Source organism: Dyella japonica, assembly GCF_040545895.1.
In the GTDB taxonomy this organism is placed as follows: Bacteria; Pseudomonadota; Gammaproteobacteria; order Xanthomonadales; family Rhodanobacteraceae; genus Dyella; species Dyella japonica_D.
In genome coordinates, this window is sequence record NZ_JBEPMU010000005.1 from 315,308 (window position 1) to 337,489 (window position 22,182).

A 22,182-nucleotide genomic window follows, 5' to 3' on the forward strand; every position below is an offset into this window, starting at 1 on the left:
GCCCGCGGCCAGCAACGCCACGCATATCGCGCTACGCCACGTGAAGCGCCGGTGCTCGCGCACTGTTTCCTTCCTGCTCATCGACATCCCCTTTCCACGCATCGGCAAACCACTCATGTCACTTGCTTCCCAGCTGGCGCGCATACGGCCCCAGCACCGTGCCAATGAATCCACCGGCCACGTCGGTGCTCAGCACCGTGCCATCCGCGTGGCGTTCCAGCCACGTCCAACCGGCGCCATCGTCATAGGCAAATCCATACAGGCCGGCATCGCCTTGGATCTTCAGCTTCAACGCCTTCGTCGTGGCGGGAAGCACCGTCTTGGCAATGACAGCCACTTCGTTGCCCCGATGCTGCCGCAGCGACAGCAGCAGATGGTCGCCCTCGCGACGCACGCCAAGCGCGTACCAATAATGTTCGTTCTGAAACGCCGCGATGCCCGCCTCGACGTCCGGCTGAGTCGGTACCGAGAACGAGGTGCTGGCCTCGAAGACGAGGTGTTGCTGGCGGCGCGCGAGGAAGGACGGATTTCGCAGCGCGTCCATGTCTTCGGCGAGAGGATGGATCGCGAGCTTGCCGGGATGCGACGCGAGATCCGCCCAGGCCTGCTTGGGCGTGCGCACGAACAACCATTCGGCGCCGAGCTCTTGCGCGTCGAAGTCATCGCGCGCGTCGAAGTTGCCCGTCAACGGCGCCTGCGCCACATCGCGCCGCATGAATGCCGGGCCCGCGGACACCTGCGGAATGGCCTTGCCATGCGGAAGTATCGTCGGCCAGTCGTTCTTCCACGTCACCGGAAGCAAATAGGTTTCGCGCCCGGTGTTGTAGTGCGAGCCGCTGTAGTTGCGGCTGGCGAGGAATACGGCCCACCAGCTTCCGTCGGCTGCCTGCACCAGGTCGGCGTGCCCGGCATTGGTGATCGCATCGGCGCGATCAGCGGGAAGGTCGCGCTGCGTAAGGATGGGGTTGCCTTCGTACGGCACGTACGGGCCCCAGAGGGAGCGGCTGCGTAGCACCACTTCGGAATGCTGCGGCCCCGTGCCACCTTCGGCGCACATGAGGAAGTACCAGCCATCGTGCTTGTACAGGTGCGGACCTTCGATCCAGATCGGCTTTTTTGCGATGTCCGTGCCGCCGTTGAGGACGACCTTGCGTGCGCCTACCGGTTCGCCTTTGGCAAGATCGATCTGCTGCAACCAGATGGCGCGGTGTCCTTCGTACAGCGGCTTGCCTTCGGGCGTACCGTTGTTGAGCAGATACGCTTTGCCGTCGTCATCGAAAAACAGCGACGGGTCGATCCCTTCCACGCCGTGCAGCCAGATCGGATCGGACCATGGTCCCGCTGGGTTCGTCGCCTTCGCGATGAAATTGCCGCCTCGGTCCACCGACGTGTTGACCACGTAGAACGTGCCTTGGTGGTACGCGATGGCCGGTGCGAACAGGCCGCGCGACATGCCCAGTCCATCGAAGTCGATCTCGCCGGGACGATCGATGACGTGGCCAATGGGCTTCCAGTGCACGAGGTCGCGGCTCTCGAACACGGGAATACCCGGGTAGTAGGCAAAGCTGGAATTCACCAGATAGAACGCGTCGCCCGCGCGGATCACGCTGGGATCCGGATAGAAACCGGCAAGCACGGGGTTGCGATAGTGGCCGGCCGGCAGCGGCTGTTCGAACGCCTGGTCATGACCCTGGTAATCGAACCAGTCGAACAGCACCGCATCCTGCGCATGCGCCGACGCGGCGACCATGGCGAGCAGGCACGGCAGCAGAAGGCGACGCCGGAACGAACGCATCACCAATCCCACATCGAGCCGTCTTCGAGTCGCGCGATCGGCAACTGCTTCGGCACATAGGGGAAGCGTGCGGCGAGCTTCTCGTCGATGGTGACGCCGTGGCCCGCCGTTTCGCCGCAATGCAGCCGGCCCGCGCGGAAAGTGTAGTCGTGCGGGAACACCTCGTTGGTCTCATCGGAATGGAACATGTATTCCTGGATGCCGAAGTTGGGCACCCAGGTATCGAAGTGCAGCGCGGCGCCCATGCAGACCGGCGAGAGATCCGTGGCACCGTGGAAACCGGTGCGCACCTGATGCAGCGCGGCGAAATCCGCCAGGCGACGCAGGTGCGTGATGCCGCCGCCGTGCACGATGGTGGTGCGGATGTAGTCGATCAGTTGGTTCTCGATGAGGTGCTTGCAATCCCAGATCGAATTGAACACTTCGCCCACCGCCAACGGCGTGACGGATTGCTGGCGAATCAATTCGAACGATTTCTGGTTCTCGGCAGGCGTGGCGTCCTCCAGCCAGAACAGGCGATAGGGCTCCACGCTGCGCGCGAGACGTGCTGCCTCGATCGGCGTGAGCCGGTGATGCACGTCGTGCAGCAGTTCCACTTCATCGCCGTGGTCCGCGCGCAGTCGCTCGAACAGCTTCGGCACCACGTCGAGATAGCGCGGCGTGGACCACACGGTTTCCGCTGGCAGCTCGCTTTCCGCGGGTTCGTATGGCTTGCCGCCCACGGAAATGCCATAGGCCTTCTTCACGCCGGGCACGCCGCACTGCGCGCGGATGGCGAGGAAACCCTTCTCGCGGAAACGGCCGACTTCCTCGCTCGCTTCGCTGATGTCGCGGCCGTTGGCGTGGCCGTAGACCAGCGCGCCTTCGCGTGACCGGCCGCCCAGCAGTTGATAGAGCGGCAGGTTGGCGAACTTGCCCAGGATGTCCCACAACGCCACGTCGACGGCGGCGATGGCGGTCATGGTCACCGGGCCACGGCGCCAGTACGCACCGCGATAGAAGAACTGCCAGATGTCCTCGATGCGGCCCGCGTCGCGGCCGATCAGGTTGGGCACCACGTGGTCCTGCAGGTAGGACGCCACCGCCAGTTCGCGACCGTTGAGCGTGGCGTCGCCCAGGCCGGTGACGCCGGAACGCGTGGTGATCTTCAGCGTGACGAAGTTGCGGCCCGGACAGGTGACGATGACCTTGGCATCGACGATCTCGCGATCGCGGGCCGAAGCGTGAGAGGCGGCTTCATGCGACAACGGGGTGCTCATGGACGGCTTTCCTGGGCAGAACGATGGGACGTAACGGGCGATTCGAATGGACCCGCAGGCAGGCCGGCGCGGTCATAGAGCGTGCACACCGGGCTGTCGGCCCAGCAGTAGCGAACGCGCGCGATGTCGGCGGCGGGCAGTGATGCGTGCAAGGTCACCGTGTCGCCATGCACGTCGGCGTCCGCGTAACGACACGAGTCCTCCTGCGCAGTGCAGAGTTCGAAGCCCACCGGATGATCGGCGCCGTAGACCACTAGTGCGTCGGTGACGTCCTTGAAGCGCACGCTGACGGCATCGCCATCACGCTGCACAGAAGCCGGCACGGGGCCGGAAGGCGGCAGCCCGGTATCGCCGTAGATCACGTGGCGCGCGGCGCGGGCAAGCCGGCGACCCAGCTCCTGCTTGTTCGCGGGATGAATGTCCGTGCGTTCGCCGATATCGACGGTCACCGCCAAGGCCGAACGTGCGTCGTCGTCAGCCGCCAGACGCTGCGCCTCTCGAATGCCAGCGGTGCCGCTTTCCTGTGGATGCGTCGGTGCCGCGCCATAGCCGGCCAGCTGCACGATCAACAGTGGCAGTTGCGCGCCGAAGCGTGCGCGGAAATCGCTGCGCAACGCTTCCAGCAAGGCCTGGTAGTGCGACGGATCGCTGGTGTTGGATTCGCCCTGGTACCAGAGCGCACCACGGAAGGTGAAATCGCCCAGCGGCGCGATCATGCCGTTGTAGATCGTGGACAGGCCTTGCGTCGATTGCCACGGCACGCTCGGCGGCGGCCCATAGCTCGACGGCACCGCGCGATACTGCCAGTGGTCGGCCAGCGAGACGGTGCCTCCATCGGCCAGATGCAGCGCACGCTGCGATGCATCGCCGTAGAGTCCGCCATCGCGATAGGTGTTGAGCACATTGATCGCGACGGGGTTCTCACCTTCATGCAACACGCCAGAGGGGATCGCATACGAACGCGGATCGCCGCCATAGGTCGTGCCGACCCAGCGGCCGTTCACCCAGGTCTGGTCGGCCTCGTTCACCGTGCTCAAGTGCAACGTGGCCGCCTGCGCAGCCTGCGCCGCCGTCAACGTCACCACCGTGCGATACCACACGGTGCCGGTGAAGTTGGCCAACTCGGGCTTGCCCCAACGCTGCCATGCGCCCTTGTCGAGTGGCGCCGGCTGCCAGCCTTCCTGCGTGATATGCGCAGGATTCCAGGGTTCATCGCTCGCGGCCACGCCGGGGCGCGAGTGCCACCATGCCCGCCATTGCGCATCCAATTGCTCGCCGGCCTTGGTTCGATCCTTGGCGTAGAGTTCGAGCAGATCCAGCGGCGCGTCGTAGCCGCCGACCTTGCGCAACGCCTGTGCACTCATCCAAGGCTGGATGCGCGAACCGCCCCATGCGGCCACCACCAGGCCCATCGGCACGTCCACGGTCTTCTGCAGTTCGCGCGCGAAGAAATAGCAGGCGGCGGAGAACTCGGGCACGTTTTCCGGCGTGGTCTTCAGCCAGTGATCGGTGGCGGGAATGCTGTCCAGCGGCGTCACGCTGCTCACGTTGTCGACGGTGAGCATGCGGATGCGATCGTTCGACGCGTTCTGCACTTCGGCGCGTGCATCCAGCGAGCGCTTCACCTGCAGCACCATGTTGGACTGGCCGGAACACAGCCACACGTCGCCCACGAGCACGTCGCTGATGGTTTGCTCATGGCCGCCACCCGTCTTCGCGGTCAGCACATAAGGACCGCCAGCAGGCGAAGCCGGTAGCGATGTTTCCCAGTGACCTTTCGCATCGGCTTTCGCCGTCACCTTCTTGCCCGCGAACGTCACAGTGACGCGATCACCTGCCTTCGCATCACCCCAGACGCGGGTGGGCTGATCGCGCTGCAGGATGGCGTGATCCTGGAACAGCGGATTGAGCAGGGGCGCTTCGGCATCGGCCGCACGCGTCGCGAACGGCGACGCGCATGCGAAGGCTAGCAATGACGCCGCTGCCAGGCGAACCGTCGACATCTTGGGAAATACGCGAGGGATCATCATTGGTAGCCCGGAACGTAGGGGAACGAAAGCGACTGGTAGTACTTCAGCGAATGCGCGGGTGGCTGGTAGCCGGCCGGCAGCGGAAGACCGTTGAGGCTCTGGAAATACACGATGGAAGCGTCGCGCCACCATTGCGCTTCGTTCTGCTGCACGGCGAGGAAGGTGGCGGCCTTGCGGTAGCGCTGCGCATCGATGTGGCCATCCAGACGCGCCCAGGTGGCACGCATCTGTGCGACATCATCCACGCCGCGCGTGTAGTGCTGGACCAACGCATCCCACAGGCTCTGGCCCGACGGCATGCGATAGGTCCACGGCAGGTGGTGGAACCACAGCAGGAATGCATCGGGCGTGCGGCTGGCATCGTTGAATTGCGCAGCAACGGCCGGCGCGTACTGTGCGACGGCGTTGCTGCCCGTGCTGCTGCGGTCGAAGCCGATACCATCGTGATCGGCACGGTGGTAGTACACCGGCGTCCAGTCGGCGCGCGGGCCGCTGGCGTCCCACGGCTCCGGGCCGTAGTGGTGGCCGTGGCCCATCAGGTGATGCAGGCCCAGCGGCGTCATGTAATCGACCACGGCTTCGCGCGACAGCATCATCATGTCGACCACGGGCTTCACGAAAGCCTCGTCGTTGGTGAACGTCATGCGCGCCCAGTCGTTGGCGATGTCGCGCGACGAGGCCACGGGATTCCACGCCAGCCGTCCGAACGCATACCAGTTGGCCTGGTTGAAGTCCGAACCGCTCCAGTCGCGATCGGCGCCGATGTTGGCCACGCCGGCAATGCCGGTCAGCGCGTGATGATCGAGCTGGCCGTCGATCACCTTGGCCACGGTCGAGCCCTTGCCCTGCGCCATCGTATCGGCCGCGAGCACTTCCTCGAACAGCGGGCCGAGATAGACCAAGTGCGTGGCGAAGCCCAGGTATTCCTTGGTGACCTGGAACTCCATCATCAGCGGCGTTTTCGGCATCGCGCCGAACAACGGGTTGAACGGTTCGCGTGGCTGGAAATCGATGGGGCCGTTCTTCACCTGCAGCAGCACGTTCGCGCGGAACTTGCCGTCCAGCGGCTTGAACTCCGTGTACGCCTGCTTGGCGCGGTCGTCGGTGTTGTCCTGCGAGTAGACGAAGGCGCGCCACATCACCACGCCACCATGCGGCGCGAGCGCATCGGCGAGCATGTTGGCGCCGTCGGCGTGCGTGCGGTGGTAATCCTGTGGGCCCGGCTGGCCTTCCGAATTGGCTTTCACGAGGAAGCCGCCGAAATCGGGGACGAGCTGGTAGATCTCGTCCGCTTTCTCGCGCCACCAGCGCTGCACCTGTGGGTCGAGCGGATCGGCGGTCTTGAGGCCACCGATCTCGATGGGCGCACTGAACTTCACGCTGAGGTAGACGCGAATGCCGTACGGACGGAGCACGCCCGCCAGCGCCTTCACCTTCTCCAGATACAGCGGCGTAAGGATGGCTGCCTGCGCATTAACGTTGTTGAGCACGGTGCCATTGATGCCGATGGAGGCGTTGGCGCGCGCGTAGTCGGTGTAGCGCGGGTCGAGCCAGTCGGGCAGCTTCTGCCAGTTCCAGAGGGAATTGCCCGCGTAGCCGCGCTCAACGTGGCCGTTGAGGTTGTCCCAGTGATCGAGCACGCGCAGTTGCAGCTTCGGCGCTTCGCGCACGTCGACGTGGTCGAGCGGCTGCATCGTCTGCACCAGCCGCAACACACGGAACGCGCCGTAGAGCGCGCCCACGTCATCGTTGCCGACCACGATGGTGACGGCATGGCCGTCCACCTTGGTGCTGCGGATGAGGTAGCCGTCGTGGCCAAGGTTCTTGGTATCCAGCCGCAGGCGCGCGATGAGCGGCGACGATGCCGCCGTGCCGACCACGATGGCGCCGTCACTGGTCACCGCATCGGCCAGCGGCGTGGTGCGACCGAGCAGGCCGTCAAGGCCGCGCTGCAGTTCCTGGCGCGTGACCTGCTGCGTGGGCGAGGACGATGGCGCGATCAACTGCGTCGCATGGGCGCGATAGGCATCGACCTGCGCTGCGGGCAGCGTGTGATAGCGCAGCCAGAGATCGTAGCCGTCCTCCGCATGTGCCATCCCGGCGCTCAGCAGGCCACACAGCAGCAGGGCGCAGTGCGCCATCGTGTGTCGCACAGGAAGGCGACGGGCGGACGCGAAGACCTTCCTGACAGCCGATGTTAGAAGAACGGTTAACGCTAACATGTGCGAAAATAGTCCATATTCGAGCCAGAATCACGGTCGAAACGACGCCGTGGCCATGGGGTCACGGGCTCTGCGGCGGTACCGCCCGAGGGGAAACGGCAATGAGGAAGACAGGGAAGAAATCGGTCCGTCGCAAGGGCGGCTCCATCACCATCGACGATGTGGCAGCGCTTGCCAAGGTGTCGCCGATGACGGTGTCGCGCGTGGTCAACGGCCACAGCAAGGTGCGCGACACCACCCGCGAACGCGTGATGGAAGCGGTGCGCGAACTGGGCTACATCCCCAACCTTGCCGCCAGTTCGCTTGCTGCCGCGCAGGACGCGCGCATTGCGCTGATCTACACCAACCCGTCCGCGGCCTACCTGCGCGAGCTGCTGCTCGGTGCGCTGCGCGGCGCGGCGCGCACCGCGGCGCAACTGGTCATCGAGGACTGGGACGAACTGGATGCCGGCGGTGATCGCAAGGCCGCGCGCGCGCTGGCCAAGAGCGTATCGGGCGTGATCCTGCCGCCGCCGCTGTGCGAATCCAAGGTCGTCATCGAGGAACTGGTCGAGGCCGGCGTGCCGGTGGTGGCGATCGCCTCGGGCCGTTTCAACCATGAGATTTCCAGCGTGCGCATCGACGATTTCCTCGCCAGCAAGGAAGTCACCGAGCACCTTATCCGCATGGGCCACACGCGCATCGCCTTCATCAAGGGCCATCCCAACCAGACGGCAAGTGCGCGCCGCTTCGAGGGCTATCAGTCCGCCTTGAAGGAAGCCGGCATCGCGGCGGATGCGGCGTTGGTGCAGCAGGGCTTCTTCACCTACCGCTCGGGCCTGGACGCGGTGGAGAAGCTGCTCTCGCTCAAGCAGCCGCCCACGGCCATTTTTGCGAGCAACGACGACATGGCCTCGGCGGCGATTTCCGTGGCGCATCGCCGCGGGCTCGACGTGCCGCGCGACATTTCCATCGTCGGCTTCGACGACACGTCCGCCGCCACCACCGTGTGGCCGGAGATCAGCACCGTGCGGCAGCCCATTGCTAGCATGGCCGACTCGGCCATCGACATCCTGTTGCGCACCATCCGCCGCAAGGACACCGATACCAAGGTGGTGGTGGATCATGTGGTCGCCCATCAACTGGTCAAGCGCGATTCCGTCGCGCCGCCGGTGGCCACCGGCCGCAAGACGCGCGGCTGACGCGGGCGTTCGCAACGGAGTACGGGGGCGGGCGATGTGGTGCACGCCTCAGCCCTCCATCTGTTCCAGTTCCTTGCCGCGTGTCTCGTGCACACAGCGCCGCACGAACACGATCGACAGTGCCGCAGCCGCCGCATACAAGCCATACGCGCCAGCCAGGCCGATGCCGGTGAGCAGGATCGGGAACGTCACGGTGATGAGGAAGTTGGACGTCCACTGCGCGGCGCCCGCCACGGCGAGGCCCGAACCACGGATCTGGTTGGGGAACATCTCGCCCAGCATCACCCACATCACCGGGCCCCACGACATGTTGAAGAACGCCACATAGGCGTTCGCCGCCACCAGCGCCAGCGTGCCCATCGCCGGCGCGAGGCTGAGCTTGCCGGCGGCATCGAGGCCTGCGTGGGCAAACGCCCAGGTGACCAGCGCCAGCGTCACCGCCATGCCCACCGAACCGATCCACAGCAGCGGCTTGCGGCCGACCTTGTCGATCAGCATCACGGCGACAAGGCACGCCGCGATGCTCAGTGCACCCGACAGCACGTTGATGAGCAGCGCATCGGCCTCGGAAAAACCCACGGCCTGCCACAACACCGCGCCGTAATAGAACACGACGTTGATGCCCACCAGTTGCTGGAACGAAGCCAGGCCAATGCCTACCCACACGATGGGGCGCACGCGTCCCGTCGCCTTGTCCAGCAGGTCGGACAGACGCGGACGATGGCGATCCTGTGCCAGCGACGCGCCGATTTCCGTGAACTTGGCGCGGCCTTCGCTTTCGCCATAGAGACGTGCGAGCACTGCGGATGCTTCCGCATCGCGCTTGCGCACCACCAGGAAGCGCGGGCTTTCGGGAATGAAGATCAGCGAGACCAGGAACAAGGCCGACGGCAGCGCCTGCATCCAGAACATCCAGCGCCATGCGTCCTGACCCAGCCACAAGGCACCCGTGGATGAGCCCGCCGCGCGCGCCAGCAGGTAATTGCTGAGGAACGCGGTGAACAGGCCGCTGATGATGGCGATCTGCTGCACCGTGGCCAGTCGCCCGCGATAACGCGCAGGCGCCACTTCGGCGATGTACGCCGGCGCGATCACGCTGGCCGCGCCTACCGCGAAGCCGCCGGTGATGCGCGCCAGGATGAAGAGCGTCGATGTGGTCGCTGCACCCGCGCCCAGCGCGGAGAGCAGGAACAACAAGGCGGAAATGATGAGGACCGAACGTCGGCCCCAGTAGTCGGAAACGCGGCCGGCGAAGAACGCGCCCAGCGCGCAACCGAGCAGCATCGAAGCCACTTCGAAACCCAGGCCCGACGAGCTGGAGTGGAAGGCCTGTTTCAGGCCATCGACGGTGCCGTTGATGACGCCGCTGTCGAAGCCGAACAGGAAGCCGCCAAGCGTGGCGACGCAACTGATCTGCACGATGAGCCGGGTGTTTTCCGCGCTCTTCGTGGTGACCGATCTTTCAAGCAGGACGCTGTTCATGCCGTCGATGTCTCATGTCTGTTTCCGCCTCCCCAAGTTGGCGGGACACATTCCCCATGTGCCCTGCCAACCACTCAGATCAGACGCGCATGACACGCGTCCTTGCGACATCAACGCACGAGGTACTGGTTCACCAGGTTCTCGTAGCGTTCCTGCTTGCCGCTGGTCTTCACCGGCTCGCCGTGCTTGATGGCGAACTCGCGCAGCTCGGCCAGACTGAACTTGCCCTGCGCGAAGTCATGACCCGCGCCCTTGTCGAAGCTGGCGTAACGTTCCGCGCGCCATTTCTCCAACGGCGACTTCGTGAGCAGCGCATGCGCCACTTCCAGGCCGTGGGCGAAGGCGTCCATGCCGCCGATGTGCGCCATGAACAAGTCGTCCGCATCGGTGGATTCGCGACGCACCTTGGCATCGAAGTTGAGGCCGCCCGGCGCAAGACCGCCCTGGCGCAGCACCACCAGCATGGCGCCCACGGTGTCGTACAGGTCGGACGGAAACTGGTCGGTATCCCAGCCGTTCTGCGCGTTGCCGCGGTTGGCGTCGATGCTACCGAGCAGGCCGTGGTCGGACGCCACCTGCAGATCATGTTCGAACGTGTGGCCCGCGAGCGTGGCGTGGTTGGCTTCGATGTTGAGCTTGAAATCCTTCTCCAGGCCGTGCGCCTGCAGGAAGCCGGCGACCGTGGCCGAATCGAAATCGTACTGGTGCTTCATCGGCTCCATCGGCTTGGGCTCGATCAGGAAGTTGCCCTTGAAACCGATGCTGCGGCCGTAGTCGCGCGCCATGGTGAGGAAGCGCGCGAAGTGTTCCAGCTCGCGCTTCATGTTGGTGTTGTGCAGCGAGGCGTAGCCTTCGCGGCCACCCCAGAACACATAGTTGCCGCCGCCCAGTTCCACCGTGGCGTCCAGTGCCGCCTTGATCTGCACGCCGGCGCGCGCCACCACGGCAAAATCCGGGTTGGTGGCCGCGCCATTCATGTAGCGCGGATGGCTGAACAGGTTCGCCGTGCCCCACAGCAGCTTGATGCCCGTCGCCTGCTGGCGCTCCTTGGCCAGCGCCACCATGTGCTTGAGGTTTTTCTCGTACTCCTTCACGTCATCGGCATCGGGCGCCATGTCGATGTCGTGGAAGCAGTAGTACGGCACGCCGAGCTTGGTGAAGAACTCGAACGCGGCGTCCATCTTCGCTTCGGCGCGCGCCAGCGGCGCCGCGTCAGCATCCCACGGATACACGCGCGTACCTGGGCCGAACGGATCGTGGCCCGCGTTGCAGAACGTATGCCAGTAGCACACGGCGAAGCGCAGATGCTCGGCCATGGTCTTGTCGCCGATCTTCTTGGTCGCGTCGTAATGCTTGAACGCCAGCGGGTTGTCCGACTGCAGGCCTTCGAAGGGAATACGTCCGATGCCGGGGAAGAATTCGCGTTTGCCGATGAAAGGGGTGCTCATGGGATTCGAGTCCTTGGCGGAGGAAGTGGTGAATGCAAACTCGGCAAAGTCAGGCCGGGGGATTCGCATAGAACGATCTGGCCACGTCGAGATGGCGCAGAAACTGGCGGTAGTGGCCCTGGTAGGCCGCTACGTTTTTCGCGTCCGGACGCGTGGACAGTCCGGGCGCGATGAGTACGTGCTCTCGCGCGATGGCGGCGAGATCGGCGTTGCCGCCCTTGGCGTGATCGAGCGCCCATAGTGCTTGCAGCGCGGCGCCGAACGCGGCGCCCTCGGCCTGCAACGGCACTTCCACCGGAAGGTCGAAGATGTCGGCCACCATCTGTCGCCACGCAGCGCTGTGGCTGCCGCCACCGGTGAGACGAATGGCATCGAAGGTGAGGCCCGCGGCCAGCAACGCGTCGTAGCCGTTGCGCAGCGCGTACGTGGCGCCCTCCATCGCCGCGCGATAGATGTTCGCGCGCGTGAGGTTGTTGAGATCCATGCCGTGCAGGCTGCCGCGCGCATACGGCATGTCTGGCGTGCGTTCGCCATTGAAGAACGGCAGCATCACCAGGCCAGCCGCACCGGGCAGCGTGCCTGCCATCACGGCATCTCCGTCGCGCGTGCTGAAGTTGAACGCCTTCGCCACGCTCTCGGTGGCAATGGTGCAGTTCATGGTGCAGATGAGCGGCAGCCATCCGCCGGTGGACGAGCAGAACGCAGCCCAGCTACCAGCATCGTCCACCACGGCATGCTCGGCGAACGCGAACAGCGTGCCCGAAGTACCCAGGCTCATGCTCAACACGCCAGCCTGGACGTTGCCCGTGCCGATGGCGGCCATCATGTTGTCGCCGCCACCGGCGGAGACACGCACATCGTGCGGCAGCCCCAATTCGTCGGCCGTGGCGGCGGCAATGGCGAAGCTGGCATCCGCCTCGACCAGCGGCGGCAGGCATGCGGAGAGATCGCGATCGGGGTCGGTCGCCTTGAGCATCTCCGACGACCACTGGCGCGTGCGTACGTCCAGCCAGCCCGTACCGGAGGCATCGCCGTATTCCATCCAGCGTTCGCCGGTGAGCCAGAAGTTCACGTAGTCGTGCGGCAGCAGGATGGTCGCGAGTTTGGCGTAGACATCGGGACGGTGCTTGCGTGTCCACGGCAATTTGGATGCCGTGTAGCCGGCAAGGATGGGGTTGCCGGCGATCTCCACGCAGCGGTGCGCACCGCCCACGGCGGCCGTGATTTCGTCGCACTCGCGCTGCGTGCTGGTGTCGCACCACAGCTTGGCGGGTGCCAGCACGTTGCCGTCCGCATCGAGCGGCACAAAGCCATGCTGCTGGCCGGACACGCCGATGGCCACCACCTGCGCGCGCGAGGCCGCATCGAGCTTGGAGAAACAGGCGCGGATCGCGTCGATCCACCACTCGGCTTTCTGCTCGCGGCTACCGTCGTCACCAGCGATCAGTTCCAGGGGATGACCGTGCGTCGAGACCACGCGCCGCGTCTGCGCATCGTAGGCCACCAGTTTCACGCTCTGGGTGCCCACATCGAGTCCAACGACCAAGCCCATACCTTGCCTCGCCCCTAAAATGTTAGCGCTACCATACAGTAACCCAATAAAACCTCCGAGGCGGAGAACCGTGGCTTAAGGCCCGCAGTCGCCGGAAGGAGGTCGTCTGGGACAGACTGTACTAGCGCTTGGCAAAAATGCATGTCGCATTGCAAAAAACCGCTGGACGCTCGGGCTGAAACGACCCCAGGCACCTGACAGACCTGCGGCACGGACGGATGTAGATTGCGCGACAACGGGCGTGGACCGGGAGTTTGGCCGTCCAAATCACGTTTCGTCGTCCCGTTGCACACGCTGCCAGGCGCTTACCGCCTTGGCATAGGTTGACGCGCCGCAACGTGTCGTCGCCCATACGAGGCGATAGTTTCCACCACGAGTCACCACCAAGGATCGCTGAATGCTGCCGCATCGGATCGCGCTGCTTTTCAATGCCAACAAGGTCTACGACAGGCAGGTCATCGCGGGCATCGGTCAGTACCTCACCTTTACACGCGTAAAGTGGGACCTCTTCATGGAAGAAGATTTCCGCAGTCGCATTGTGGGCATACGCCAGTGGCGCGGCGACGGGATCATCGCCGACTTCGATGATCCCGTCGTGGCCGAGGCCGTGTCGGCGCTGCCTATTCCCGTGGTGGCGGTCGGCGGCTCCTACGCCGATGAATCGCATTATCCGGCGGGCGTTCCCTACGTGGCCACGGACAACAAGAAGCTGGTGCAACTGGCGTATGGCCATCTGATCGAGCATGGGCTGCAGCGCTTCGCGTTCTTCGGCAAGCCGCCCGAAGCGGACAACCGCTGGGCGAACGAACGCGAGATGTGGTTCCGTCGCCTCACCGCGGCCGACGGACTCGAAGGCATCGTCTATCACGGCTCGCCCACCAGCGCGGGCGGCTGGGGTCGCGCGCAACAGGAAGTGGTGGAGTGGGTTCGTTCGCTGCCCAAGCCTATCGGCATCATCGCTGCCACGGACGCCCGCGCACGGCAACTGCTGCAGGCCTGCATCGTCGGTGACGTGCCGGTACCCGAACAGGTGGCGATCATCGGCATCGACAACGACCCGATCGTACAAGTGCTCAGCTGCATACGCCTGACCTCGGTGATGCAGGGTGCGGAAGAGATGGGCCGCACCGCCGCGCAGCTGCTGCATCAGATGCTGCATGGCGGGGATTGTTCCAGCGCGCGCGTGCTGGTGGCGCCGACCGGCATCAACGTGCAGGCCAGCAGCCAGTACCAGTGCATACGCAGCCCACATGTGATGCGCGCGCGGCATTACATCCGCCAATATGCCTGCATGGGCATCAAGACCGAGCAGGTGGCCAGTTATGTCGGGGTCTCGCGCACGCTGCTGGAAGAACACTTCAAGCGCGAGCTCAAGAAGTCGGTGCACCAGGTGATCCTGGAACACAAGCTGGAACGTGCGCGGGACCTGTTGTCGGAGCCGGCCATATCGCTCACCGACGTGGCGATTCGCAGCGGCTTCACCTCTCTCCAGTACATGTACCTGGTGTTCCGGCGCGAGTTCAACTGCACGCCCCGGCAATATCTCGACCGGCTGAAGGCCTAGCAGCAGGTCTGTCACGCTAGCGAGCCAGGAAGCCGTCGCCGCGCCTGCGCGCGTGCAAGACATCGATTCGTCGCATCGTTGCCAGCGCGCAGGCGTGCCGGCAACGGGTCAATCGTGGACAGGCGCGCAACCGCCTGTCCACGACATCTACTCAGAAGGTTGCGCGAAATACCAACTCGTAACGTCGATCGTTCTCGAAGATGGCGCGGGTGTACAGGTTCGGATCCACCACGCCATTGACGTAGGAAGCCGGGCCCATCAACACGCGCGTGGTGGCGTTGGTGAGGTTGTTCATCTGCAGGCCCACCTGCATGTTCTTGTTGATGTGGTAGAACACCGACGCATCAAGCTGGCCATATGCGTCGTTCCACATGGGCAAATAAGTGTCGCCCGAGTCCTCCGCGGTGATCAGGTAGCGGCTGCGCCACGACCATGCCACGCGTGCCGACCAGTTGCCGTACTCGTACATGCCGATGAGGTTGTAGCTGTTCTGGGACAGGCCGGCCATGGGCAGCGGCGGATTGGTGACGATGTAATCCGCGCCGCACGAACCGTTGGCATGGTCGGGATCGCACGAAGTGGTGCCAGCGATCTTGCTGCTGCGCAGGAAGGTGTAGTTGGCCTGTACGCCCAGACCCTTCCATGCACCCGGCAGGAAATCGAAGAACTGCGAGTAACCGGCCTCAACGCCCTTCACGTTGCCGTCGCCGGCATTCCGCGGCCCGGTCACCGCAAAATCCTGGCCTTGGATAGTCTCCGTGGTGACTTCGTTGGTGATGTAGTTCTTGATCTTCTTGTAGAACACCGTCGTGTACAGCATGCCGGTGGGCGAGAAGTACCATTCCAGCGCGGAATCGAACTGGTTGGCCTCCAGCGGCTTCAGGTTCGGATTGCCGCCGGTGCTGGCGGTCCAGCCGGTGATGGTCGGCTCCTGACCCGCCGGGCCGCCCCACGAGGCGCCAAGCTTCATGTACGAATTGAGCTGGTTGATGTCCGGGCGCGTCATCGCCTTCGACGCGGCCAGGCGCAGCTGCAATTCATCGGTCAACTTGAAGCGCACATTCAGGCTGGGCAGCAGGTTGTGGTAACTGCCTTCGCCGGAAATCGGCACGTAGGCGCCGCTGAACAGGGCCAGTTGAGCGGGCGTCAAATTGGCCGTGCTGCCGCTGATGTTGCTGGACGAAGGAAACTGGATGGCGCCGTTGGCACTCACATCCGTCTTCACGTAGCGCAGGCCGATATTGCCGTCGAAGGGAATGCCCAACGCGTCCTCGCTGCCGAAATACAGGGAGCCGTAGATGGCCTTGGTATCTTCGTCCTGATGATTGTTTTCGCCCGGCAGGCCCGGGACCTGCGCCTGCCAGCCACCGGGCGATTCGATTGCATAGAGCGCCTGGATGGCCTTCGCGTAGTTGCTCACCAGCGCATAGCTCGGGAACCACAGCGTGGTCGGCAACTTCGCACCACGGTAGAAGTTGGACATCGAATACTGCTGGGACATCCAGGAAGGAATCTGGTTGAACCAGTCAAGGCCCGTCGATGTGTAGTTCGACGCGCTCCATATCTGGCTGATCGGACCCCAGTTGTAATTGCCACCGGTGTTGTTGCTGGACGCATCGCGGTTGGTGGCGCGCACGCCGACGCGGAAGAACTGCAGCCAATGGCTGTCCTGAAAGTTGTACTCCAGGTCCAGGCGCGCCGTGCGCTGCACGGCGTAGTCGTACTCCAGGTGATCCATGGCCGCGCCGAGATAGTAGTTGCCCGGGTTGGCGAGATAGCTGGGATCGGCCAGGGTCAGGCTCGGCGTGCCGGCCACGCTCACTTGGGCCGGCGGCATGTAGAACTGACCGAACACCGAGAAGTCCTGCATGTCGCTGGTCGACTTCACGAACTGGAAGTCGCCGCTCAGCAGCATGTGGTCGTTGATGTTGTATTTGAAGCCGTTCGACCAGTCCGTGGTGCGCGTGTGCTGGTGCTGGATGCGGTTATCGGTGTAGTAGTTCACATAGCCGTCGGGTATGCCCATCGACGGGTCTCCGCGCCACGCGTTGGACGCGATGGTGCCGCTCTGGAAGATGCCTTGGCTGTTGTAGTTGAACGCCGTGCCCGGCGCAGGCAGCACGTTGTTGTACGCGCTCTCGTTCGTCTGCACGTTGTGCTGGTCCCACTCCAGGTTGTAGTCGGAGCGGAAGAACTGCGAGTAGAACTCCAGATCGTTGGTGGGGCGCCACTGGAGGGCGCCGTACAGGCCGATGCGCCGACGCTGCATCTGCATTTCCAGCCAGTTGATGTCGCCCGGCACGTACACCGTACTGGTAGGCGAACCGGCGGCGATATTGGGCGCGTAGTACGCCGTGTCCGTCGCGTTGGGCCGCATGACATATGGGTTGGTCTGGATGCCGTCGTTGCGCGACGCCAGTTCCGAGTACGACACGTCGAACAGTGCGCCGAACTCACCGAGGCTGTCCGACTTCCAGCGGTTGCTGTACAGGAACGACGCCGATGGCTTGCTCTTCTTGGCCATGTCGCCTTCATTGATGCCGGTGGAGAAGCTGATCACCTGGCCCGGGTTATCGAATGGCATGCGCGTGCGCAAATTCACCGTGCCGGCGATGCCGCCTTCGATCAGCTCCGCCGACGGGTTCTTGTAGACGTCCACGCCAGCCATCAGTTCGGCCGGCACGTCCTCGAAACCCAGCGAACGGCCGTTGTTGGCGGAGAAACTGTCGCGACCATTGAGCTGGCTGGCCACGTAGGGCAGACCGCGGATGAGCACCCCACTGCCTTCGGACGAGGGATGGTCCGGATCGTTGTCGGCCAGGAAGTGATCCACCGTCACGCCACTGATGCGCTGCAGGGTTTCAGTCACGCTGCGGTCGGGCAAGGCGTTCATGTCCGTCGCGGTGACGGAATCCACGATCTGGCTCGCGTTCTGCTTCAACGACTGCGACGACTCAAGGCTGGCGCGAATGCCGGTGACGGTAACGCCATCGAGGTTTTGGACGTCTTTCTTGTCGTCGACCTTTTTCTTTTCATCAGCCTTGGCATCTTTCTTTGCCGACGCCGACGAAGACATTTCCGTCTGCTGATTAGCGTCCTGCGCAAAGCCCGTGGACGGCATATAAATCAATGCCAGGCCCAGCGCGATACCTGCTGCCAGCCGGCGGCGCGACGGCGCTGCGCCCACAAGCGGATACACCCGGTGCTGCAGCACCGGTGATTGCATACGGTCTTTCATGGATTGTCCCCTCCCGCAAATATTGCCGCCGATGGCTCACGCCTCTCGGCCTCCCGGTTTCTCGTCACGCTGGAAGCCTGGCTCGCTGGAGCACGTGGCAGAACAGTCGGTTAATCAGTCTTCGGCGTTTGCGTAGTGAATAGGACGTCGTGCTGGCGGGCAATTATGAAAATGCGGGAGTGCTCTAATGATTATTCGTTTGCTCTCGCGGCAAATTCGCTCCGAATGGCGAATGCATCGGAATAATCCGAGAAGACGTCTGATGAAAATGCGGGCGGCATGCCATTGCAGAGGGACATCACTCTTTATTGAATTGAATCGATCCATTACATGGGCCGGAATCAAGCATCCGCTTCGCTGATCTCGATACCGGATCAATGCATGGGCAGCACCCATGTGTCTTGCCGCACATACGGATCACTGGGCTGCAACCGGGAGGCCACAATCTTCGGAACCTGCGGCACTATCGATTCGCGCAGAAGATCTCCATGGCTTCCGCTAGCCGTTCTCAACGGAAATTCGGCACGGCGTGTTCGTGTTGATGGCTCAAAGGAGCCGTCCCATGACCAGCGAATAGCGCGTCGATTATTTGGGGCGCGCAGCAAGGCAGCGGCGGCTCAGATACCGCACGCACATTTCCAACGCGAACTGGCGCTGTTGACGAACGAGGAAGAGAAAGTGCCGAGGTAACCGGCCAAGATCAGGCGGCGGCTTTGCCTTTGCGCGGGGTATCGCCAGCAGCGGAGACGTCGCGATGCGGCAGATCGCCTAACTGCACGCTGAGGAGCGATTCCACCAAGGGGGCAAAATGACGTAGCGCGCGCTCATACACCTGTCGCTTGAAGTTCACGACGTGTGCGGCCGGGTACCAGAAATCCACCCAGCGCCAGTGATCGAACTCGGGCTTTTCGCAGGCATCCAGGCGCAAGGCTTCTTCATTGCCCACGAGGCGCAAAAGGAACCACACCTGCTTCTGGCCGATGCAGGTCGGGTGCTGGTGGTGGCGAACGTAACGGCTGGGCAGGCGATAGCGCAGCCAGCCGCGCGTGGCACCGATCACTTCGACATGATGGGGGGCGAGGCCGGTCTCTTCTTCCAGCTCGCGGTACATGGCTTCAAGCGGCGTTTCATCGCTGCGCATGCCGCCCTGGGGAAACTGCCAACCATCCCGATTGACGCGACGCGCCCAGAACAGCCGGCCGTCTGCGTTGAGCAGAACGATGCCTACATTCGGACGATAACCATCGACGTCGATCATGTTGCCTCCTGAAACCCGGCGGGTACGACGAACAACCAGAACCGCCATGGCTCATGGTCGATTCAAGCACAGCGCAGGAAGGTGGAGCAACCGCACCCCTTGAACCCGGGATCGGGGGCCACTACACTGCCGGGCCCTGCCTGGTCGACACCGCGTCGATGCAAGGGCGGGCGGCACCCAAGGCTATGTAGCTCAGCCGGTTAGAGCACAGCACTCATAATGCTGGGGTCGGTGGTTCGAGTCCACCCATAGCCACCATGTCTCTTTAGGCCTTAAAGAGACCTGCCTTCTCCGCCTTTCGAACCTTCGGGCGTCTCACGCGCACTCTCCAGAAGCGCTGCGTTAGCGGTTTTCCTGTTTCTTCGCATTGGCCCGAATCGTCCTTAGAAATCTTCTTGCGCGAAGCGCCTTGCCGACGACCTCGGACGTCATGGCTTCTCGCGCCAGCGGGCGGCCGACATCGCAAGGCCTGCCCGAAAAACCCATGGCCAAGCCAAGGTTTGGCCGCGAGGCCTGAGTGCGCTTGCCCATCTGGCCCGCAGCAGCTAGTTGGCCAACCCAGATGGCACCTGAACGCACCCGCCGATCCACCCCCGAGCATTGAGTTGACAATCATTCGCATTTGCGTTCCCATATGTGCCATGTATATCTGCATGTGCAACGCCGTCACGGACGGCGACATCCGCCGAGCCGCCTCCGAGGGCGTCCATCAGTTTGCCGAGCTGCAGGCGCGTACCGGCTGTTCGGACTGCTGCGGTTGCTGCGAACAGGAAGCCCGCGCCACGTTGGACAAGGCGGTGCAGCAGGTGCTTTCGTCGCTGCCGGTGGTCGCCATCGCCTGACCCGGCGGACCTCACGATTTTCCTGAAACGCGCGGCCTTGGCTGCGCGTTTTTGCATGCGCAACTCTTAGTCATTCTCGTTCCGACAAGGCTGAAAAAGACGCCGTATAGTCGTCTTCTGCGCTGCAAGGAGACTTCCCATGAAGGGCGACGCCAAGGTCATCGAATTCCTCAACAAGGTCCTCTACAACGAGTTGACCGCGATCAACCAGTACTGGCTGCATTACCGCATGTACAAGGACTGGGGCTACGACGAGCTGGCCGAGCACGAGAGGAAGGAGTCGATCGAGGAAATGAAGCACGCCGACAACCTGGTCGAGCGCATCCTGTTCCTCGATGGCCTGCCGAACCTGCAGCACCTGGGCAAGCTGCGCATCGGCGAGAATCCGGTGGAATGCCTGCAGGGCGACCTGGACCTGGAAATGGCCGCGGTGAAGGATCTGCGCGAAGCCATCGTCCACAGCGAGAGCATTGCCGACTTCGTCAGCCGCGACCTGTTCAAGAACATCCTCCACGACGAGGAAGAACACATCGACTGGCTGGAAACCCAGTTCAGCCTGATCAAGGACCTCAGCGCCGAGCGCTACCTGCAGTCCAAGATCGACAGCTGATCGGCCATTCGGCACTCCCGGACGGCGGCCCAAAGCGTGCCGCCGTTCCTTGACGCTTTCTACACGGCAGGGCTATACGTTGGTTTTCCCCCGGGAAAGCCGCGCATGGTTTCACGTCCACCGCCGCGCTTCGTGGTACGTCCGCACGACGCGTCCGTCGGGCGGCGTCGCGCGCTGTGGCTGGGCGCGGCCTGGCTGGTCAGCCTGGTGCTGGTGGCCCTGGTGGTCGGCGGCATCGCCCGCCACACCACGCCGGCCGCCGGCGAGGAACGCCAGCTCAAGGCGCTGGCTCGCCAGAACGACGACCTCCAGCAGCAGGTGACCAACCTGCAGCGTGCCGGCCAAGTGACCGACATCGCTACCCGCTCCCTGCGCAAGACATTGGCCGAGCGCGAAGAGGAAATCAGCGGCCTGCGCGCCGACCTGGGCTTCTACTCCCGCCTCACCGGCGGCGACGCCCAGCGAGAAGGGCTCAAGGTGCAGGAAGTGCGCCTGCAGCCAGTGGACAACTCCCACGCCTGGAACCTCACCCTCAGCCTTACCCAGAACGCCAAGCGCGGCGACGACGTGACCGGCAACGCGATAGTGAGCGTCGAAGGCCTGCGCGGCGACAAAGTGGTGCAGATCGACTGGGCATCCCTGGGCGATTCGGCCCAGCACGACGGCATCCCGTTCCGCTTCAAATACTTTCAACAATTGCAGGGCACCATTGTGCTGCCCGCCGATTTCCGGCCCACTCGCCTGATCATCAAGGCCCAGCCCACCGGGGACGACCCGGTGACACGCACGGTCGCCTGGGGTGACGCGCTGTCCGGCCACCTCACACCCAGCCAAGGGGAACAAGATGCTCAACCGTAAGCGCAGCGAGCGCGCGCCCACCAGCCACGACACCAGCCTGATCGCCCGCGGCACCCTCATCGAAGGCGACGTGCGCTTCAGCGGCGCCCTGCACCTGGATGGACAGATCGTGGGAAAAGTACTCGCGGAGGAAGCCGGCGCCGTGTTCACGCTCAGCGAAAACGGCCATGTGCAGGGCGAGATCCGCGTGCCCCACGCCATCATCAACGGCCATGTGCGCGGCGACATCCACGCCACCGAACGCCTGGAACTGGCGCCGGAAGCCCGCGTGGTCGGCGACGTTCACTACCACACGCTGGAAATGGCCGCCGGCGCCCAGGTGAACGGCCGCATCAGCCACCAGGCCGGCGAGCTGCCGCGCGAACTGCCGTCGCCCTCCCTGAGGGACGCGGAAGCCGTACCGGCCTGATCGCGGTATCCTTGCGTACGCGTTGTCGCATCCCCACTTGAGCATCATGGATACCGTCGTCCCCCTCCCCATCGTTCCCGACTACCGCAGCGCCGGCAGCCCGCTGGTGTTCACCGAGGCTGCGGCCCGCAAGGTGCACGAGCTCATCCAGGAAGAGGGCAACCCGGAGCTGAAGCTGCGCGTGTACATCACCGGCGGCGGCTGCTCGGGCTTCCAGTACGGCTTCACCTTCGACGAAGCGCGCGCCGAAGACGACTTCGCGATCGACCGCGAAGGCGTCACGCTGCTGGTCGACCCGTTGTCGCTGCAATACCTCACCGGCGCCGAGATCGATTATTCGGAAAGCCTGAGCGGCTCGCAGTTCGTCATCCGCAATCCCAACGCCAAGACCACCTGCGGCTGCGGCTCCTCCTTCTCCACCTGAGAGCCGTCAC

Annotated in this window: 16 protein-coding genes and 1 tRNA gene; 8 read left to right on the plus strand and 9 right to left on the minus strand. The window is 63.9% G+C overall.

All coding sequences use genetic code 11. The features are described 5' to 3' along the window. Positions 1 to 118 precede the first annotated feature (118 nt). From ABIC75_RS17205 to ABIC75_RS17220, 4 genes are read right to left on the minus strand one after another with little or no spacing between them, the layout of a single operon-like run. The gene (locus tag ABIC75_RS17205; protein ID WP_354015118.1) at positions 119 to 1,795 is read right to left on the minus strand and encodes a glycoside hydrolase family 43 protein; all 1,677 of its coding nucleotides are present in this window, start codon (positions 1,793 to 1,795) and stop codon (positions 119 to 121) included. After that, positions 1,795 to 3,054 (minus strand): D-mannonate dehydratase ManD, encoded by a 1,260-nt coding sequence (gene manD, locus ABIC75_RS17210; RefSeq protein WP_354015119.1) that lies wholly within the window; start codon positions 3,052 to 3,054, stop codon positions 1,795 to 1,797. The genes ABIC75_RS17205 and manD overlap by 1 nt, the downstream gene beginning before the upstream one ends. Continuing rightward, positions 3,051 to 5,057 (minus strand): sialate O-acetylesterase, encoded by a 2,007-nt coding sequence (locus ABIC75_RS17215; RefSeq protein WP_436407943.1) that lies wholly within the window; start codon positions 5,055 to 5,057, stop codon positions 3,051 to 3,053. Before ABIC75_RS17215 ends, manD begins: the two co-directional genes overlap by 4 nt. Positions 5,058 to 5,080: 23 nt before the next feature. Beyond that, complete coding sequence (locus ABIC75_RS17220; RefSeq protein ID WP_354015121.1) at positions 5,081 to 7,225, minus strand: alpha-glucuronidase family glycosyl hydrolase; 2,145 nt, start codon at positions 7,223 to 7,225, stop codon at positions 5,081 to 5,083. Positions 7,226 to 7,407: 182 nt separating this feature from the next. Here ABIC75_RS17220 and ABIC75_RS17225 point away from each other — a divergent pair, with 182 nt between their 5' ends. Continuing rightward, positions 7,408 to 8,487, plus strand: a complete 1,080-nt coding sequence (locus ABIC75_RS17225) for a LacI family DNA-binding transcriptional regulator (RefSeq protein WP_354015122.1) — start codon at positions 7,408 to 7,410, stop codon at positions 8,485 to 8,487. A gap of 48 nt (positions 8,488 to 8,535) precedes the next feature. Here the strand turns inward: ABIC75_RS17225 and ABIC75_RS17230 are convergent, their stop codons facing one another. The 3 genes from ABIC75_RS17230 to xylB all read right to left on the minus strand — a co-directional run bounded on the left by ABIC75_RS17230 (position 8,536) and on the right by xylB (position 12,969). Then, positions 8,536 to 9,969, minus strand: a complete 1,434-nt coding sequence (locus ABIC75_RS17230) for a sugar porter family MFS transporter (RefSeq protein ID WP_354015123.1) — start codon at positions 9,967 to 9,969, stop codon at positions 8,536 to 8,538. Positions 9,970 to 10,079: 110 nt separating this feature from the next. Then, entirely contained in the window at positions 10,080 to 11,417 is a 1,338-nt protein-coding gene (gene xylA / locus ABIC75_RS17235; RefSeq protein ID WP_354015124.1) for a xylose isomerase, read from the minus strand. A 49-nt stretch (positions 11,418 to 11,466) separates the two neighbouring features. Further along, entirely contained in the window at positions 11,467 to 12,969 is a 1,503-nt protein-coding gene (gene xylB, locus ABIC75_RS17240) for a xylulokinase (RefSeq protein ID WP_354015125.1), read from the minus strand. A 397-nt stretch (positions 12,970 to 13,366) separates the two neighbouring features. Here xylB and ABIC75_RS17245 point away from each other — a divergent pair, with 397 nt between their 5' ends. Beyond that, positions 13,367 to 14,533 (plus strand): XylR family transcriptional regulator, encoded by a 1,167-nt coding sequence (locus ABIC75_RS17245; RefSeq protein WP_354015126.1) that lies wholly within the window; start codon positions 13,367 to 13,369, stop codon positions 14,531 to 14,533. Positions 14,534 to 14,684: 151 nt separating this feature from the next. Here ABIC75_RS17245 and ABIC75_RS17250 read toward each other — a convergent pair whose 3' ends face one another. Both ABIC75_RS17250 and ABIC75_RS17255 read right to left on the minus strand, forming a co-directional pair. Continuing rightward, positions 14,685 to 17,759, minus strand: a complete 3,075-nt coding sequence (locus ABIC75_RS17250; protein ID WP_354015300.1) for a TonB-dependent receptor — start codon at positions 17,757 to 17,759, stop codon at positions 14,685 to 14,687. Positions 17,760 to 18,471: 712 nt separating this feature from the next. Beyond that, positions 18,472 to 19,029: an RNA pyrophosphohydrolase gene (locus tag ABIC75_RS17255; RefSeq protein WP_354015127.1), complete on the minus strand. Its 558-nt coding sequence runs from the start codon at positions 19,027 to 19,029 to the stop codon at positions 18,472 to 18,474. A 181-nt stretch (positions 19,030 to 19,210) separates the two neighbouring features. Here ABIC75_RS17255 and ABIC75_RS17260 point away from each other — a divergent pair. From ABIC75_RS17260 to erpA, 6 genes are all read left to right on the plus strand, one after another. Further along, positions 19,211 to 19,287, plus strand: a tRNA-Met gene (locus tag ABIC75_RS17260). A gap of 383 nt (positions 19,288 to 19,670) precedes the next feature. Then, positions 19,671 to 19,871 carry a (2Fe-2S)-binding protein gene (locus ABIC75_RS17265; RefSeq protein ID WP_354015128.1) on the plus strand — a complete coding sequence of 67 codons (201 nt, stop codon included), beginning with the start codon at positions 19,671 to 19,673 and terminating at the stop codon, positions 19,869 to 19,871. A 139-nt stretch (positions 19,872 to 20,010) separates the two neighbouring features. Next, on the plus strand, positions 20,011 to 20,481 hold the full coding sequence (gene bfr / locus ABIC75_RS17270; protein WP_204634695.1) for a bacterioferritin: 471 nt from the start codon (positions 20,011 to 20,013) through the stop codon (positions 20,479 to 20,481). A gap of 105 nt (positions 20,482 to 20,586) precedes the next feature. Further along, positions 20,587 to 21,339, plus strand: a complete 753-nt coding sequence (locus ABIC75_RS17275) for a DUF6776 family protein (RefSeq protein ID WP_354015129.1) — start codon at positions 20,587 to 20,589, stop codon at positions 21,337 to 21,339. Then, a complete protein-coding gene (locus tag ABIC75_RS17280) occupies positions 21,326 to 21,748 on the plus strand; it encodes a bactofilin family protein (protein WP_354015130.1) in 423 nt (140 codons plus the stop codon). Before ABIC75_RS17275 ends, ABIC75_RS17280 begins: the two co-directional genes overlap by 14 nt. A 46-nt stretch (positions 21,749 to 21,794) precedes the next feature. Beyond that, positions 21,795 to 22,172, plus strand: coding sequence for an iron-sulfur cluster insertion protein ErpA (gene erpA / locus ABIC75_RS17285; protein ID WP_354015131.1), 378 nt, complete (start codon positions 21,795 to 21,797; stop codon positions 22,170 to 22,172). The last annotated feature ends 10 nt before the right edge of the window (positions 22,173 to 22,182 follow it).

Coding starts and splice junctions, on each gene's coding strand:
- ABIC75_RS17275 (WP_354015129.1), top strand. CDS start 20,587: ATGGTTTCACGTCCACCGCCGCGCTTCGTGGTACGTCCGCACGACGCG.
- bfr (WP_204634695.1), top strand. CDS start 20,011: ATGAAGGGCGACGCCAAGGTCATCGAATTCCTCAACAAGGTCCTCTAC.
- manD (WP_354015119.1), bottom strand. CDS start 3,054: ATGAGCACCCCGTTGTCGCATGAAGCCGCCTCTCACGCTTCGGCCCGC.
- ABIC75_RS17205 (WP_354015118.1), bottom strand. CDS start 1,795: ATGCGTTCGTTCCGGCGTCGCCTTCTGCTGCCGTGCCTGCTCGCCATG.
- ABIC75_RS17250 (WP_354015300.1), bottom strand. CDS start 17,759: ATGCAATCACCGGTGCTGCAGCACCGGGTGTATCCGCTTGTGGGCGCA.
- ABIC75_RS17230 (WP_354015123.1), bottom strand. CDS start 9,969: ATGAACAGCGTCCTGCTTGAAAGATCGGTCACCACGAAGAGCGCGGAA.
- ABIC75_RS17245 (WP_354015126.1), top strand. CDS start 13,367: ATGCTGCCGCATCGGATCGCGCTGCTTTTCAATGCCAACAAGGTCTAC.
- ABIC75_RS17215 (WP_436407943.1), bottom strand. CDS start 5,057: ATGTCGACGGTTCGCCTGGCAGCGGCGTCATTGCTAGCCTTCGCATGC.
- ABIC75_RS17255 (WP_354015127.1), bottom strand. CDS start 19,029: ATGATCGACGTCGATGGTTATCGTCCGAATGTAGGCATCGTTCTGCTC.
- ABIC75_RS17220 (WP_354015121.1), bottom strand. CDS start 7,225: ATGGCGCACTGCGCCCTGCTGCTGTGTGGCCTGCTGAGCGCCGGGATG.
- ABIC75_RS17265 (WP_354015128.1), top strand. CDS start 19,671: ATGTATATCTGCATGTGCAACGCCGTCACGGACGGCGACATCCGCCGA.
- erpA (WP_354015131.1), top strand. CDS start 21,795: ATGGATACCGTCGTCCCCCTCCCCATCGTTCCCGACTACCGCAGCGCC.
- xylB (WP_354015125.1), bottom strand. CDS start 12,969: ATGGGCTTGGTCGTTGGACTCGATGTGGGCACCCAGAGCGTGAAACTG.
- xylA (WP_354015124.1), bottom strand. CDS start 11,417: ATGAGCACCCCTTTCATCGGCAAACGCGAATTCTTCCCCGGCATCGGA.
- ABIC75_RS17225 (WP_354015122.1), top strand. CDS start 7,408: ATGAGGAAGACAGGGAAGAAATCGGTCCGTCGCAAGGGCGGCTCCATC.
- ABIC75_RS17280 (WP_354015130.1), top strand. CDS start 21,326: ATGCTCAACCGTAAGCGCAGCGAGCGCGCGCCCACCAGCCACGACACC.